This is a genomic window from Bacteroides sp. 14(A) (assembly GCF_000526555.1).
Lineage (GTDB): Bacteria > Bacteroidota > Bacteroidia > Bacteroidales > Bacteroidaceae > Bacteroides > Bacteroides cellulosilyticus.
Map to the genome: position 1 here is coordinate 2,035,463 of NZ_JAGH01000001.1, position 12,932 is coordinate 2,048,394.

24 protein-coding genes and 1 tRNA gene are annotated in these 12,932 nt (G+C 38.6%); 22 read left to right on the forward strand and 3 right to left on the reverse strand.

Annotation, left to right across the window (positions count from 1 at the left end; translation table 11 throughout):
* The 9 genes from K429_RS0107660 (at position 1) to K429_RS0107705 (ending at position 5,678) form a co-directional block, all read left to right on the forward strand.
* Positions 1-480 carry a recombination protein NinG gene (locus K429_RS0107660; protein ID WP_025726545.1) on the forward strand — a complete coding sequence of 160 codons (480 nt, stop codon included), beginning with the start codon at positions 1-3 and terminating at the stop codon, positions 478-480.
* Positions 477-1,649 (forward strand): DEAD/DEAH box helicase, encoded by a 1,173-nt coding sequence (locus K429_RS0107665; protein WP_025726546.1) that lies wholly within the window; start codon positions 477-479, stop codon positions 1,647-1,649. Before K429_RS0107660 ends, K429_RS0107665 begins: the two co-directional genes overlap by 4 nt.
* Before the next feature lie 115 nt (positions 1,650-1,764).
* Positions 1,765-2,586 carry a DUF6291 domain-containing protein gene (locus tag K429_RS30850; protein ID WP_025726547.1) on the forward strand — a complete coding sequence of 274 codons (822 nt, stop codon included), beginning with the start codon at positions 1,765-1,767 and terminating at the stop codon, positions 2,584-2,586.
* The gene (locus K429_RS0107675) at positions 2,574-3,155 is read left to right on the forward strand and encodes a hypothetical protein (RefSeq protein ID WP_025726548.1); all 582 of its coding nucleotides are present in this window, start codon (positions 2,574-2,576) and stop codon (positions 3,153-3,155) included. The genes K429_RS30850 and K429_RS0107675 overlap by 13 nt, the downstream gene beginning before the upstream one ends.
* Positions 3,152-3,352: a hypothetical protein gene (locus K429_RS0107680; protein ID WP_025726549.1), complete on the forward strand. Its 201-nt coding sequence runs from the start codon at positions 3,152-3,154 to the stop codon at positions 3,350-3,352. The genes K429_RS0107675 and K429_RS0107680 overlap by 4 nt, the downstream gene beginning before the upstream one ends.
* A 16-nt stretch (positions 3,353-3,368) precedes the next feature.
* A complete protein-coding gene (locus tag K429_RS0107685; RefSeq protein ID WP_025726550.1) occupies positions 3,369-3,557 on the forward strand; it encodes a hypothetical protein in 189 nt (62 codons plus the stop codon).
* A 16-nt stretch (positions 3,558-3,573) separates the two neighbouring features.
* Positions 3,574-3,975 carry a hypothetical protein gene (locus K429_RS0107690; RefSeq protein WP_025726551.1) on the forward strand — a complete coding sequence of 134 codons (402 nt, stop codon included), beginning with the start codon at positions 3,574-3,576 and terminating at the stop codon, positions 3,973-3,975.
* A gap of 2 nt (positions 3,976-3,977) precedes the next feature.
* Entirely contained in the window at positions 3,978-4,511 is a 534-nt protein-coding gene (locus tag K429_RS0107695) for an ASCH domain-containing protein (protein ID WP_025726552.1), read from the forward strand.
* 729 nt (positions 4,512-5,240) lie between these two features.
* Positions 5,241-5,678, forward strand: a complete 438-nt coding sequence (locus tag K429_RS0107705; RefSeq protein ID WP_025726554.1) for a hypothetical protein — start codon at positions 5,241-5,243, stop codon at positions 5,676-5,678.
* Between the two features lie 318 nt (positions 5,679-5,996).
* On the opposite strand, the gene K429_RS0107715 is transcribed toward K429_RS0107705, so the two are convergent.
* The 3 genes from K429_RS0107715 to K429_RS0107725 are packed head-to-tail and all read right to left on the reverse strand — an operon-like array spanning position 5,997 to position 6,955.
* Complete coding sequence (locus K429_RS0107715) at positions 5,997-6,299, reverse strand: helix-turn-helix domain-containing protein (protein ID WP_025726556.1); 303 nt, start codon at positions 6,297-6,299, stop codon at positions 5,997-5,999.
* Entirely contained in the window at positions 6,283-6,618 is a 336-nt protein-coding gene (locus tag K429_RS0107720; RefSeq protein ID WP_025726557.1) for a type II toxin-antitoxin system RelE/ParE family toxin, read from the reverse strand. The genes K429_RS0107715 and K429_RS0107720 overlap by 17 nt, the downstream gene beginning before the upstream one ends.
* A gap of 37 nt (positions 6,619-6,655) precedes the next feature.
* A complete protein-coding gene (locus K429_RS0107725; RefSeq protein ID WP_025726558.1) occupies positions 6,656-6,955 on the reverse strand; it encodes a helix-turn-helix domain-containing protein in 300 nt (99 codons plus the stop codon).
* A gap of 165 nt (positions 6,956-7,120) precedes the next feature.
* Between K429_RS0107725 and K429_RS0107730 the strand changes: the two genes are divergently transcribed.
* The 13 genes from K429_RS0107730 to K429_RS0107780 all read left to right on the forward strand — a co-directional run bounded on the left by K429_RS0107730 (position 7,121) and on the right by K429_RS0107780 (position 12,923).
* Positions 7,121-7,303, forward strand: a complete 183-nt coding sequence (locus tag K429_RS0107730; RefSeq protein WP_025726559.1) for a hypothetical protein — start codon at positions 7,121-7,123, stop codon at positions 7,301-7,303.
* Positions 7,304-7,313: 10 nt separating this feature from the next.
* Complete coding sequence (locus tag K429_RS0107735; RefSeq protein ID WP_025726560.1) at positions 7,314-7,562, forward strand: hypothetical protein; 249 nt, start codon at positions 7,314-7,316, stop codon at positions 7,560-7,562.
* A 45-nt stretch (positions 7,563-7,607) separates the two neighbouring features.
* Positions 7,608-7,778, forward strand: coding sequence for a hypothetical protein (locus K429_RS30250; protein ID WP_155923379.1), 171 nt, complete (start codon positions 7,608-7,610; stop codon positions 7,776-7,778).
* A gap of 286 nt (positions 7,779-8,064) precedes the next feature.
* The gene (locus K429_RS0107745) at positions 8,065-8,262 is read left to right on the forward strand and encodes a hypothetical protein (RefSeq protein ID WP_025726561.1); all 198 of its coding nucleotides are present in this window, start codon (positions 8,065-8,067) and stop codon (positions 8,260-8,262) included.
* A 12-nt stretch (positions 8,263-8,274) separates the two neighbouring features.
* Positions 8,275-8,463: a hypothetical protein gene (locus K429_RS30255; protein ID WP_155923380.1), complete on the forward strand. Its 189-nt coding sequence runs from the start codon at positions 8,275-8,277 to the stop codon at positions 8,461-8,463.
* 23 nt (positions 8,464-8,486) lie between these two features.
* Positions 8,487-8,693: a DUF3873 family protein gene (locus K429_RS29795; protein WP_081750843.1), complete on the forward strand. Its 207-nt coding sequence runs from the start codon at positions 8,487-8,489 to the stop codon at positions 8,691-8,693.
* A gap of 77 nt (positions 8,694-8,770) precedes the next feature.
* Positions 8,771-8,844: transfer RNA gene (locus tag K429_RS0107750), tRNA-Val, on the forward strand.
* Between the two features lie 33 nt (positions 8,845-8,877).
* The gene (locus K429_RS0107755; RefSeq protein WP_025726562.1) at positions 8,878-9,267 is read left to right on the forward strand and encodes an ASCH domain-containing protein; all 390 of its coding nucleotides are present in this window, start codon (positions 8,878-8,880) and stop codon (positions 9,265-9,267) included.
* A gap of 199 nt (positions 9,268-9,466) precedes the next feature.
* Positions 9,467-10,141, forward strand: coding sequence for a phosphoadenosine phosphosulfate reductase family protein (locus tag K429_RS0107760; protein WP_025726563.1), 675 nt, complete (start codon positions 9,467-9,469; stop codon positions 10,139-10,141).
* A 39-nt stretch (positions 10,142-10,180) separates the two neighbouring features.
* On the forward strand, positions 10,181-10,390 hold the full coding sequence (locus K429_RS0107765) for a hypothetical protein (RefSeq protein ID WP_025726564.1): 210 nt from the start codon (positions 10,181-10,183) through the stop codon (positions 10,388-10,390).
* A 1-nt stretch (position 10,391) separates the two neighbouring features.
* On the forward strand, positions 10,392-11,132 hold the full coding sequence (locus tag K429_RS0107770) for a ParB N-terminal domain-containing protein (protein ID WP_025726565.1): 741 nt from the start codon (positions 10,392-10,394) through the stop codon (positions 11,130-11,132).
* 1 nt (position 11,133) lies between these two features.
* Positions 11,134-11,649, forward strand: a complete 516-nt coding sequence (locus K429_RS0107775; RefSeq protein ID WP_025726566.1) for a hypothetical protein — start codon at positions 11,134-11,136, stop codon at positions 11,647-11,649.
* On the forward strand, positions 11,646-12,923 hold the full coding sequence (locus K429_RS0107780; protein ID WP_025726567.1) for a PBSX family phage terminase large subunit: 1,278 nt from the start codon (positions 11,646-11,648) through the stop codon (positions 12,921-12,923). The genes K429_RS0107775 and K429_RS0107780 overlap by 4 nt, the downstream gene beginning before the upstream one ends.
* Positions 12,924-12,932 lie beyond the last annotated feature (9 nt).

Consider the following 12,932-nt stretch of genomic DNA (forward strand, 5'->3'; position numbering starts at 1 on the left):
ATGCCATACTACATAAAAAGAACTAAGTCCAAGAAGAAAGACAAGCCTTTGCCCTTGTTTGATAAGGCAGGGGTGATAATAAAGAAGAAGCCGGATTTAAAAGCTAAACTCGACAAAGAGTTTTCCCTTTTTATCCGGCTTCGTGATTGTATGCCAAACGGATATTTCCGCTGTATCTCATGCGGGCAGATAAAGCCTTTCGAGCAGGCAGACTGTGGGCACTATTTCAGTCGTACACATTTGGCCACACGTTTCGATGAGAATAATTGCCATGCTGAATGCCGACACTGCAACAGATTCAAAGCGGACCATTTGGAAGGGTATCGGGTGAATCTGATAACTAAAATCGGACAACAGAAATTTGATTTACTAAAAGTGAAAGCTGCCGGTACTTCTAAGATGTCTGATTTCGAGTATGGGCAGCTAATCAAGTATTACAAGGCACTTAATAAGAAGTTACGAAAGGAGAAAGGATTATGAGTTATGTTTTGCGAGATTATCAACAGAAAGCCTCTAATGCAGCCGTTTCTTTCTTCAACAACAAAGCCAAGAAAACGAATGCTATCATGGTCTTGCCTACGGGTTCGGGAAAGAGCCTTATCATAGCGGATATAGCTGCAAGGCTTGACGGACATACCTTAGTGTTCCAGCCGAGTAAAGAAATTTTGGAGCAAAATTTCAAGAAACTGTGCTCATATGGTATTCTTGATTGTAGCATCTATTCGGCTTCTTTCAACTCAAAGGAGATAAGCCGTATCACATTCGCCACCATAGGTAGCGTGAAGAATCATCCCGAATTATTTACCCACTTTAAAAACATAATTGTGGATGAGTGCCATTTGGTAAACCCTAAAGAGGGAATGTACAAGGATTTCTTTGAAGCTGTAAAATGCAAGGTTCTTGGATTAACGGCCACACCTTACCGGCTTTCATCCAGCCGTGACTTCGGTTCTATGTTGAAGTTTATCACCCGTACAAAGCCCCATGTCTTTTCAGAGGTCATTTACCATGTACAGGTATCAACTCTTTTAGATATGGGATATTTGGCGAGGTTGAATTACTACCCTATGAATCCTTCAGGGTGGAACGAACTCAACCTGAAAGTGAACACCACCGGCGCCGACTACACAGATCGGTCCGTCCAGCGAGAATATGAACGGATAGACTTTTACGGTTATCTCGTTCATATTGTTCAAAGGCTGATGAATCCCAAAGCTGGAGGAAAACGAAAAGGCATTTTAGTATTTACTCGATTCTTGAAAGAGGCTGAACGGTTAACGATGTCAATACCTGGTTGCGCTATTGTATCCGGTGAAACTCCAAAAGTCACGCGTGAAATGATTCTCAAGCATTTCAAGACAGGAGAAATACCAGTAGTAGCTAATGTCGGAGTATTGACTACTGGTTTTGACTATCCTGAACTTGATACAGTAGTAATGGCACGCCCTACGATGTCACTTGCTATGTGGTATCAAATTGTAGGTCGGGCTATCCGCCCGCATCCTTCCAAGGAATGTGGCTGGATCGTGGATTTATGTGGTAACATCAAACGTTTCGGAGAGGTGTCGGACTTACGGTTATTTGATAATGGAAATGGTAAATGGGCTGTTTTCTCCAAGGACAGGCAATTAACTAACGTGAGATTTTAATATGAAAAGTATAAAAGAGGTAATCAAGGATATTGAGCATATCCCGAAATGTCCGAGAAGTGGAGAAAATTATAGATAAAGTAAATCCAAGAATAGAGTTTGAAATACTGCCAACATGATGAGCAACGAAAAAAGGTCAAGTTTTGTGTTTTATGAAAGCTGGTTGGAAGCAATCAAGAATTTGTCGAGAGATATTCAGGGAGATGTACTCACAGCCATAATTGAGTATGGCTTATACGGAGAAACAACTGATAATCTAAAGCCGATTACGAAAGCTATGCTGGAAATAATAAAACCTCAAATAGACTCTAATAGAAAAAGGTTTGAAAATGGAAAAAAGGGAGCTGAATATGGACATCTTGGTGGAAGACCTAAAAAAAATAACCCCAAGGAAACCCCAACAAAACCCCTAAATAACCCCAAAGAAACCCCTATAATGTTATATGATAATGTATCTGATAAATCAGATATAGATAAAACATCTACTAACGTAGATGCAAAAGAGGAAGAGAATAAAGATTCTCCAACTGAAGCTAAAAATCCGCCAAAGAGTAAGAGGCGAACGCCTCTAACAAGTAGCAGAGATAAGCCTTTGGTATATCCTTTCACTTCAGAAGCATTTATGGCAGCATGGAATGATTTATGCGCTACTCCAAAATGGAAAAAGAAAATAAATCATGCCCTACAACTATCCTTAGACAAATTAGGAAAGTACGATGAGGAATTTGCTATCAAGCAAATTTATAGAGCCATTGAATCAGGATGGGCCGGTGTCGTGTTTGATAGTACACCGCGTGAATATGAGCAATGGAAGAGAGAAAAGAACGGTATTTGCGTTAAATCTACTACCGATATTGGCTTGGTTCTTAAAGACAATTCCCCTGATAAATACAATTCGCCACAAGAAAGAAAATGGGAGGCAAGATGGAAAAAATAGACTTCAAGAAAACAATCGACAGTCTCAGAGAAACAGGGTTTAACCCTATTCCCAACCTGGTGAATATAGCAATACCAGACGCTAAGAATATTCTTTGGCGCGGGTTGAATTATTTCACCGAAAATGCTGAATGGTTACCAGAATACGAAGAAATAGCCACATGGCTTTCTGGTAACAATGGGCGTGGGCTTCTCTGTCATGGTAACTGTGGACGCGGGAAATCTCTTATCTGTTGGAAAATTATTCCTTTGCTACTGAATCATTACTGCCGAAAGATAGTCTCCTGTTACGATGCGCAGCAAATGAATGCTAATATAGATGCCGTGAAAGCTAAACATATCATCTATATCGACGATATTGGAACGGAGAATCTGAGCGTAAAATTCGGAGAGAGAAGGCTTGCTTTTTGTGAAATAGTTGATGAAGCAGAAAAGCGGGGAAAACTCTTGATATTGACTACTAATTTATCTCTTGAGGAAATCTCTCAAAAATACGGGGAACGGACAATGGACAGATTGGTTGCGATTACAACACGAGTCAAATTTATTGGAGAAAGTCTAAGAAAATGAAAGTAACAATCTACTGGGACACCAAACATCTTGATCCCAAAGACATTCCAAGAATTAAGAAGAAAATCAGAGACAGGTTTAACATTCCCGATTACACCACAGTAAACGGAGAAACTCCCTGTAACATCAAGGATGAGGATATGGAGCTTCTCAGGGAATGTGCTAAGCGTGGATTTCTTCAGATCAGAAATAAATAGTTCTAAAAAGTACAATATGAAAACAATATCAATAGATGTGGATGCGACAAGCGTTCAGATAGAGACAAGTATGGCTGGAAATGGATATGTCAGAGTAACAGCAGAAGTCGATGAAAGAGATTCTACTAAATTACTGGATTCCATATCCAAAGACGATATATCAGATTATATGCGTGGGAATGGTTATATCTGTGAAATTGAATAATTTAAATTAATATAACATGAAACAAATTATAGCAAGATTGGTAGAAACTACCAAACACCAAAGATTTTATGAGTTATCAGAACCGATTTACAAGGGTCGGAGATTTAGAAGTGATGTTGATATTGTAGCAGAACTTCAAGAATGTAAAGAGAAGCGGATGAAGCCTGAGTGTAAACATCTTCTCCGCACAGATGGATGTCATGTCGTATGCATATCAGATGCACGTACCCACATTGAAAGACTTGTATTTGCAGCAGAAAAATTTCCGAGTGGATATGGTCGAACTTCTGTCCAAATTGATGGTTGCCATACAATGATGATACACGGCGGTGATAGTGATAGAATTTATGCCGATGAAGTCTATTTGCGCCACTTAGGTATGATTAATTGTGTACAAATAATATTATATACCAGATAGAAATGAAAGCAATAACAATCAAACAGCCGTGGGCATCTCTCATAGTCCACGGTATCAAGGACATTGAGAACCGGAGTTGGCAAACCAATTTTCGTGGGCGTGTTCTCATTCATGCCGCTGGTTCTCATGGTAGGAAATTTAGCGTTAATTTGACTGATGCACAGACAAGAGCAGCATTTACTACGATAGCCAAAGAAACTATGTTTGGAAATATGCCTTTTGGCTCTATCATCGGCAGCGTAGAAATAGTAGGCTGTGTTATCAATCATCCTTCTATCTGGGCAGAGAAAGGAGTCTATAACTGGATACTAGCTAATCCCATCCTGTTTAATAAGCCCATCGAGAACGTGAAAGGAAAGCTTTCTTTCTGGGAGTATTCAGGTATCAATGAGGTTAAGATTGAATGTCCGGAATGTGGCAGCATAGAGATAGCTATTGAGGACTACACTACGGCTCCATTCCCTACATTCCTGCATAGCTGTAACAAGTGTGGATACGTGATTATGGAAAGTGAATGGGATATAAGCAAGTCTTAAGATATTGTCGACAGATACTGAGAAAGTAACTTATTATTAATACCCGATATTGGAAAGTTACCTTTTCCAATTAGAGAACATACTATCTATCCAGCGCACTACGTATACAATAATAACACCGGCTACAACCATGGCGAAAATACGAGCTAACATAATCAATTGTATTAAAGGTAACTTATTAAATAGTGCACAAAGATAGATAAAAAGACGAATATCTATAGAGACTATTTCTTGAGATTAATTTGTTGAAGTGATACTAAACAAAAAAAGGCTATCTATCCCAGACAGCCAATCTTTTGTTAACCTTAATCTAATACTATGAAAAACACATTGCAAAGGTACGGATTTACAGGAATTATGCAAATTATCAGCCTTTGTTCAGCCATCTTATAACATGGTTTAGCAGGCAAATATATATGTTAACTGTTAACATTGTAAATGTGTAAAATTAACTAATGAGCGATGAAGATAGATAAGAATGTTTGGACTGATGCAAAATGCGCAGCCTTTAGGGTAGAGTTCCTTACCAGTCGTGAGGAACTCTTTTTATATGCGAAAGCTATTTATTCCGCTATTATGTGGAGTAGGGAAGTGAATGAAAAGAATAGGATTATTATGAAAAAGAATAAATCTGTAAAATAAGAAAGGAGAACCAAGCGCACGACCACTCAATCCTCCCTCACACGATTATAGTGCAAATATACTATTTACTTTTAAAATAATTGTGTTATGGTGAAGGAATTTTCAGCGATATCGGAGTTAAAATATATTAGAGAGCAGAAATCAAGATTATCGGAAAGAGAACAAGAGTTAACCAAACCTATTTTGTTAGATCTAAGTATTATTCCTACAATATTCAAATGGTACTGTGAAATTGTGGGGAATTGCGGATTACCTGAGAGAAGAGCCGGTTCCAGCTTCCGGCAGAAATTCATCTTTATAATTCTTTTCCTTTATTCCCCAAGTGCATTAGCAGGTGGAAAGATTGCCAGAGGGGTACGTGATATACTTGCCGGCATATTGGGATTTAAAGCCCCTACAGGAATTTCTAACCTTTACGTTAATGTCACGTTTAACTATAACAATTATAAGGATTATCGTGCGGATATAGATTATCTTTACACAGAAATCGTAAATCGGTTAAAATTCAAAGGGCTAATCAATTGAAGGTGCTACCATAGCACGAAAAAGAAAGCCGGGGTTAGTGCTCCGGCTTTCTTTCTTTACAAGTTTTGAGATAGTCGGCTATCTGTTGCAATCTGTCTGCATCTTCCTGTTTGAAAATGAATTCATCAAAATCACCGTAGATACTCCGATGACCAAATATGTATTTTATGGCTTTCCATATCCGTTTAAATATGTTTCTTTCCGGTTTTAGATGCACGCTGCAATATACTTCCCTGTCTTCTTCATCCGCGAAATATGACATTATCAATTGGTGTTCTACGCTGTTACAAGCGCAGATGAATAGTTCTTGTTTATCCATTATAATATGGGCTTGACGATTTCTATTTTAAGTCCCAGTGCATCAATGATGCGAAAGAATAAACCAACTCCCGGTTCTATAACTCCTTTTTCGATCCTTGATATATAAGTTTTATTAGTACCGACCTTTTCCGCAAGTTCAGATTGTGTCATTTTTTCTTGTTTACGTGCGTCACTAATCATTTGCCCCACACAATAAGCGTATGCCTCTTTGCGAAACTCCTCCCTTTCAGGTGAGCCAACTTTGCCGTATAATTTGTCTAATACGGCATCCATACTTCCAATTTTAGGATTTGCTTGCATAATATTCATTTTTAAGTTTTAAAGCCTTATTAATTTCACTTTCAGGTGTCTTCTGGGTCTTCTTTTGAAAACCGTTAAACAGCATTACGATGTTCCCATCATCAAAGATAAAGAAAGCACGATAAATATTTCCGTTATGGCTTGCTCTTAATTCATATACACCCTCGCGTATGAATTTCACGAAGTTTTTATTCAGCCGCTCTTGCGTCTTGAGCATATCAAGCACATAAGATACTTTTTTCTTTGCTCCATCCTCTAATGACATGAAGAAGTCTATAAAGTAACTCTCATAATATAATATCTCTCTTTCTTTTTTCATGATGCAAATATAACAAAAGTTTACATATATAACAACTTTAATTGGCTTTATCTTTGATTCCAGCTACAATTTGTTCCAGTTCTTCTATGGTACTGGCTTTATAGAAGTCTCCTTTGTGTTGGATGAGGGCGGTTAGTTCACCTTCTCCTGTGACTTCTACTGGTGAAACAAATAGTTGCCATATCGGAACATTCAGCGCATTGGAAATCTTTTCAAGTGTTGGGTATGATGGCGATACTATCATTCGTGAAAGGCTCTCACGTGCGATTCCTAATTTACCTGCAAGGCTTGTTATAGTGAAGCCCTGTTCTTTAATTACTTCTTTGATTCTATTCATAATTAGTTTTTTCTTTTTGCAAAGATACGTTTATTGTGTATGTGTGATATATATATATCACTAAATAATGTTAATTAATATCACTTATTGTTTTGTTGTGTGATGTGTATACCTTACATTTGCATCATCAGAAACGAAGTAATAACAATTAAAAGATATACGATTATGGCAACATCAGTGATTAAACAAAGAACAATAGAGAAGTTCATCATGTCAGAGTTTGTGCAAGGTAACTTAGATACAGAAGAACAAGTAAGCTGTATGCTTCTTCTGATTCAAAAGAAACTAGGTATGTCAGTAGAACAAGCAAGTGACTTTATGAGAAACGCAATTGGTATTAATGCTTAAATATACAATCATGGCAACAAAGAAGATTGATGAAAAGAAAACATTGAAGTATGCAGTAGCATTCTACTTCTGTACATCAGGCAAGATAAACTTTATGTTAGGCAATAAAATGTATCAGCATATAAATACTATATATGACCAAAGAGAAGATGGTAGAGGTTTCAATACTTGTGAGATCGTTTATAATTACAGGGCTCAAAAGTATGAGGTTCTGAATGTAGATACAGAGATAGGCAACAAAGAGATTACGATATTATAAGTTTAATTGGTGGGGCTAATAACCCCACCACAAAGATATAGAGCAATGATTACAGTAGTTTTTTACACATGGTCAGAAGAAGTTAAAGGCAACGGTTTTGCAGAAAGTGAAACACGTCACGAGATAGCAACAGGTAAGACAACCATTGAAGAAGCATTTGAAGTAGCAGTTTCTAATGGTGCTAATCCTCTTGATACAATTCAATACAAATTCTAAGGTTTAACCAGCAGGGCGAAAGCCCTGTGCAATATAGAAGATTATGAACGTAAATGAAGTTATAGTAGGTTTGAGATATAGAGTATCAGGTGATTTATCTAATGGTCGTCATGCAGATGGTACGCCATGTATATCGCACGATGATGTAGTAAGAGTAATAAAGCGAATTACAGATACACACGTGATTTTAGAATGTGGACGTAGTTTTATCATTAATGACAATCTCAAAATAGAGAAGTTCTAAGTTTAATCCGGTAACCTTCGGGCTACCACAATATACACGATTATGAAAGCGGATTTAGTTTTAATTGTCAGTCACGAAGCCCCACTAATGAAACAACTGGGCAAGGTGTTGGGCAAACTATGTACCATGTACGACTTTACCACAATTGACAAGAACGAAAAGTACATCACCATACAGCACGATGAAACTGGTCTTGTAGTGGCTTATACGAGTGAAGAAAGATTGGATGTGAAACTTTAAGAACCAATAACGATGAGTGATTTATTAGAAGAAATCAAAGAAGCGAGAAATAACTTGGATAAACTTGAACGTCAGTATGTCAGAGAAACAGAACCGTGTCACAATACGAAATGTAGCTTTTATCGAGAAACGAGTAGTTTAAATTGCTGTTGGACTACTTTGGTAGAAGATTGTAAAGATTATCCAGGTGAAAAAGGTTGAATGTAAAACTTAGAAGATTACTTATGAACTCAATAAACGTAAACGGTTGCAGCGTATGCCAGCCCGGTAAAGAGAATTACACTACCTACACAACGAAGTTAGGCAGAAAGAGAGTGAGAATGTACCAATACGACTATCGTACAGAAGACGGTGAGTTATTTTCTTGTTGTGCGCCTACCTTAGAGGTGTGCAGAGAAAGACGGGATAAATGGCTGAAAAAGACTTTGTGACTTAAGACAGATTGTCACATATAACAATTGAAGATATTTCGTTATCTTTGGTTGTGGTAGTACTTTTGGGGTACTATCGCGGAATGGAGCAGTTGGTTAGCTTATCGCTTTGACTTGGCGAGGGTCACAGGTTCGAGTCCTGTTTCCGCAACTATGATTATTAACTTTAAAAATTGACACGATTATGAACATTCTTACATTAAGTATCAAACAGAAGTATTTGGATGAAATATTGGCAGGTACTAAGACCCACGAATATCGTGAAATCAGACCTACCAACGCAAAGAAATATATCACCTATCTTTGTGGCGGTAAAGAGTACAAGGCTGATGAAGAACTGCCCGAAGAAGGCGAAATCGAATTGAAGCCCATCAAGTACGATGCCATCAAACTTCTTACAGGTACTTATACAGGCAAACGCCCTTATATCATCGTAGAAGTAAAGAACGCAGAAGCGGCTATTCTCACCGATGAAAACGGCAACGATATTGTTTACGAACATCAAGGTGAAGAATATTTAGCTGCCCAAATGGACTATACTTTAGGCAAGGTATTAGAGAAATATATAGATTGATTGTTTAATTAAAAATGATTTGCTGAGTCAGAAGAAGGATTAATAAAGTAGCCGGACCACGTCGGAATATGAATGGTGCTGGCGCAGGTGGTAGATTAGTTGCCAATCGTAGGGGTACGGCAAGTGCCACGCAGTTAGGGTCACGTAGACAGCGTTATAGTGATCTTCGTATTTCATTTGGATTGTCGGGTGGTTAACCATGAACAAGGTAGAGCTAGCGAACCGGTATATAGACCTCATTCGGGTAAAATCGAATGAGGCTTTACTGTTTTTATCACTCGGTAAAGATTCGCTTGTTCTGCTTGATTTTATCTATCCAAAGTTTGATCGGATTGTTTGTGTATTCATGTATTTCGTTAAGGATTTAGAGCACATAAACCGCTGGATAAACTGGACTAAAGCCAAATATCCAAAGATTGAGTTTGTACAAGTGCCTCATTGGAATCTTACCTACATTCTTAGAGGTGGCATGTACTGCGTACCTAATCCGAAAGTAAAGTTACTGAAACTTGCTGATGTGGTAAAAGCTATGCAGCTTACTCATGGTGTTTATTACACATTCTTGGGTATGAAAAAGGCTGATGGAATGAATAGGCGTTTGATGCTGAAAGGCTATGAGGCAAACAGTTACGAGAATAACGGTATGATTTATCCTTTGGCTGACTGGACACAGAAAGATATTCTCGCTTATATGCGGCAACATAATTTGCCTGAACCGATTAGATATTCGTTGAAAGCAAGTTCAGGAGTTGGCTTCAACCTCGATTGTATGCTTTGGATGGAGAAGAATTACCCACAGGACTTACAGAGAATTTATAGAGTGTTTCCAATGGCTGAAAGAGTGCTTTGGGAGTATTATAATAAACAAAATTGATAGGAGAATAGCTGAGTCAGAAACAGAAGAAGGGGAAAGATGAAAAGTGCTGCCGATATTGGAGTACAAACAAATCGTTTGGCTCGTGCGGCAGAAGGGAATCCTGCAAGACAAGCAAGAATTAATAGTATTGGCGGTGCCATGTATCGTAATTTGAGCAGGTTGAACACTGCAAATAACCGGAGTGTGTTTCAACAGTATTCAAGAGCTGTACGTCAAGGTAGAGGATTGGGCTTAAGTAATGGTTAATATGGAATTATCAAAATATATCAAAAGTGAATCGGTGGAACTTAACCGTTCTACCATCCATTTTGCAGATTATAATCCCCGGAAACTTTCGAATGAATCTCGCAAAACATTAAAGCGTGGTATCAAGAAGTTTGGGTTAGTCGGGGGAATAGTCGTAAACAAGCGTACGGGGCTGACCGTGGTTAGCGGACACCAGCGTTTATCTGTCATGGATGAATTACAGAAGTTTCCCGACAATGACTACCGTATTCGTGTCGATGTCATTGATGTGAATGAAAAGCAGGAAAAGGAGTTGAATATTCTAATGAACAACCCGAATGCACAAGGTATGTGGGATTTTGACGCACTTGCCCGCATAGTTCCTGATATTGACTGGAAAGATGCAGGTCTGACCGATGCAGACTTAAACATGATTGGTGTTGACTACCTTCTACAAACAGAAGAAGAAAACTCCATCGCAGACGCTCTGTCTAACATGATGGAACCAGTAATCGAACAGAAAGAAGCCAATAAGGCCGCTAAGCAGTTGGAACGTGCTGAGAAGGTTGCCCACATGAAAGAAGTCAAGCAACAGGTAAAAGAGAACGCACAGAAAACAGCCGAGGATATGGATGCTTATGTGATATTATCCTTTGATACCTATGAAGCTAAAGCCGCTTTCTGTGAGAGATTCGGTTATGATCCGGATATGAAATTCATAAAAGGAGAAGTGTTTGATGAACAAGTAGAACGGGTAGATTGATATGAGCAATAGTGAATCTCAAAACCAAAAAGGTCGTGGAGGAAGAAAGCCTAAGTTTGACTATACAAGTGAGGACTTTCTTTCTCTTGTAGAGTCGTATGCCAAAAAGGGATTCACTGATAAGGAAATTGCTCATGCCGTTGGGTTATGTCCTCAAACTTTTTGTGAGAAGAAAGGTGAGTACCCCGAATTGAACGAAGTATTATCGCGTGCGCGTTGTGCTATAAACGCTCTTGTACGTGCTAAGTTCCTTGCTATGGCTCTTGGTGGTATTAAGACTAAGAACACCACTATCAGAAAAATTAAGGACAGAGAGGGCAACCTGACGGGCGAGGAAGAAGTTCAAATCGTAGAAGGTGAACTGGCTCCAAATTTACAAGCGCAGTCTGTTTGGTTATATCATTACGATGAAGACTGGAGAAAAGTTGAACGCAAGCAGGATGAAGATGCCGACATCCCAACCGACATAGATCATGGTATTAGTATTGATTCCTGGATTAAAGACAAACTGAAATGATCGAACCCCAAGAAATATATCATCCGTTGTATGAGGATAAGGAGAAATTTATAATTCTTATCACCGGTGGACGTGGTTCGGGAAAGTCTTTCAACGCTTCCACCTTTATAGAGCGTCTGACTTTTGAAATGACCCCGGTAGAGAAGATTGTGCATCAGATTCTCTATACCCGTTACACGATGGTTTCCGCCGGTATGTCTATCATCCCGGAAATGATGGAGAAGATAGACCTTGACGGAACTACAAAATATTTCAAGACCACCAAGACGGATATAGTCAACAAAATGACTAAGAGTCGTATCATGTTTCGGGGTATCAAAACATCTTCGGGGAATCAGACGGCGAAACTGAAATCCATTCAGGGTATAACGACTTTCGTCTGTGATGAAGCGGAAGAGTGGACGAATGAAGAAGAGTTCGACAAAATTATGCTCTCCATTCGTAAGAAGGGCATTCAGAATCGGATCATAATCATAATGAACCCTTGTGACTCTAATCACTTCATCTATAAGAAATACATAGAGAATACTCACAAACTGGTAGAGATTGATGGTGTGCAGGTACAGATTTCCACACACCCGAATGTACTTCATATCCATACTACCTATCTGGATAACTTGGAAAACCTTTCACCTGAGTTTTTGAAAGAAGTCGAGGATATGAAGGTGAGCAACCCCGAAAAGTATGCTCATGTGGTTATTGGTCGTTGGGCTGATGTGGCGGAAGGTGCCGTATTCAAGAAGTGGGGTATTGTGAAAGAGTTCCCATCATGGGCTAAAAAAGTGGCCAATGGTCTTGACTTTGGGTTTACTCATGATCCATCGGCTATTATTCGCTGTGGAATTGTGGATAATGACTTGTATCTTGATGAGGTATGCTATAAAACGGGCATGCTTTCTTCTGACTTGATAAAGGAGCTAAGAAAGCACGATTTGTTTGTATATGCAGAAAGTGCTGACCCTCGTTTAATTCAGGAAATAGCCAATGGTGGTATTGTTATATATCCTGTACAGAAGGGTGCCGGTTCTATTGTTGCAGGTATTGACAAGATAAAGGACTTCGATAATATATTTATTACCAAAAGGTCATATAATCTAATAAAGGAAGCGAGAAATTATGTATGGGCTAAAGATAAAAATGGAAACTATATCAATGAGCCGGAGGACCATGATAATCATGGATGGGATGCTGTTCGGTATTATGTGAATGGAAAGATTTTAGGGAATATTATAGCTCCTCAGAACTATTCTAAGTCAGATTTAGGAATTTATTAAAATATGAGA

Bases quoted from the DNA above. Each gene is read 5' to 3' on its own strand.
- K429_RS0107690 (WP_025726551.1), top strand. From the start codon at position 3,574: ATGAAACAAATTATAGCAAGATTGGTAGAAACTACCAAACACCAAAGA.
- K429_RS0107660 (WP_025726545.1), top strand. From the start codon at position 1: ATGCCATACTACATAAAAAGAACTAAGTCCAAGAAGAAAGACAAGCCT.
- K429_RS0107745 (WP_025726561.1), top strand. From the start codon at position 8,065: ATGAAAGCGGATTTAGTTTTAATTGTCAGTCACGAAGCCCCACTAATG.
- K429_RS0107705 (WP_025726554.1), top strand. From the start codon at position 5,241: ATGGTGAAGGAATTTTCAGCGATATCGGAGTTAAAATATATTAGAGAG.
- K429_RS0107725 (WP_025726558.1), bottom strand. From the start codon at position 6,955: ATGAATAGAATCAAAGAAGTAATTAAAGAACAGGGCTTCACTATAACA.
- K429_RS0107780 (WP_025726567.1), top strand. From the start codon at position 11,646: ATGATCGAACCCCAAGAAATATATCATCCGTTGTATGAGGATAAGGAG.
- K429_RS0107720 (WP_025726557.1), bottom strand. From the start codon at position 6,618: ATGAAAAAAGAAAGAGAGATATTATATTATGAGAGTTACTTTATAGAC.
- K429_RS30250 (WP_155923379.1), top strand. From the start codon at position 7,608: ATGATTACAGTAGTTTTTTACACATGGTCAGAAGAAGTTAAAGGCAAC.
- K429_RS0107695 (WP_025726552.1), top strand. From the start codon at position 3,978: ATGAAAGCAATAACAATCAAACAGCCGTGGGCATCTCTCATAGTCCAC.
- K429_RS0107775 (WP_025726566.1), top strand. From the start codon at position 11,134: ATGAGCAATAGTGAATCTCAAAACCAAAAAGGTCGTGGAGGAAGAAAG.
- K429_RS0107730 (WP_025726559.1), top strand. From the start codon at position 7,121: ATGGCAACATCAGTGATTAAACAAAGAACAATAGAGAAGTTCATCATG.
- K429_RS0107755 (WP_025726562.1), top strand. From the start codon at position 8,878: ATGAACATTCTTACATTAAGTATCAAACAGAAGTATTTGGATGAAATA.
- K429_RS30850 (WP_025726547.1), top strand. From the start codon at position 1,765: ATGATGAGCAACGAAAAAAGGTCAAGTTTTGTGTTTTATGAAAGCTGG.
- K429_RS0107675 (WP_025726548.1), top strand. From the start codon at position 2,574: ATGGAAAAAATAGACTTCAAGAAAACAATCGACAGTCTCAGAGAAACA.
- K429_RS0107765 (WP_025726564.1), top strand. From the start codon at position 10,181: ATGAAAAGTGCTGCCGATATTGGAGTACAAACAAATCGTTTGGCTCGT.
- K429_RS0107760 (WP_025726563.1), top strand. From the start codon at position 9,467: ATGAACAAGGTAGAGCTAGCGAACCGGTATATAGACCTCATTCGGGTA.
- K429_RS30255 (WP_155923380.1), top strand. From the start codon at position 8,275: ATGAGTGATTTATTAGAAGAAATCAAAGAAGCGAGAAATAACTTGGAT.
- K429_RS29795 (WP_081750843.1), top strand. From the start codon at position 8,487: ATGAACTCAATAAACGTAAACGGTTGCAGCGTATGCCAGCCCGGTAAA.
- K429_RS0107685 (WP_025726550.1), top strand. From the start codon at position 3,369: ATGAAAACAATATCAATAGATGTGGATGCGACAAGCGTTCAGATAGAG.
- K429_RS0107715 (WP_025726556.1), bottom strand. From the start codon at position 6,299: ATGCAAGCAAATCCTAAAATTGGAAGTATGGATGCCGTATTAGACAAA.
- K429_RS0107735 (WP_025726560.1), top strand. From the start codon at position 7,314: ATGGCAACAAAGAAGATTGATGAAAAGAAAACATTGAAGTATGCAGTA.
- K429_RS0107680 (WP_025726549.1), top strand. From the start codon at position 3,152: ATGAAAGTAACAATCTACTGGGACACCAAACATCTTGATCCCAAAGAC.
- K429_RS0107770 (WP_025726565.1), top strand. From the start codon at position 10,392: ATGGAATTATCAAAATATATCAAAAGTGAATCGGTGGAACTTAACCGT.
- K429_RS0107665 (WP_025726546.1), top strand. From the start codon at position 477: ATGAGTTATGTTTTGCGAGATTATCAACAGAAAGCCTCTAATGCAGCC.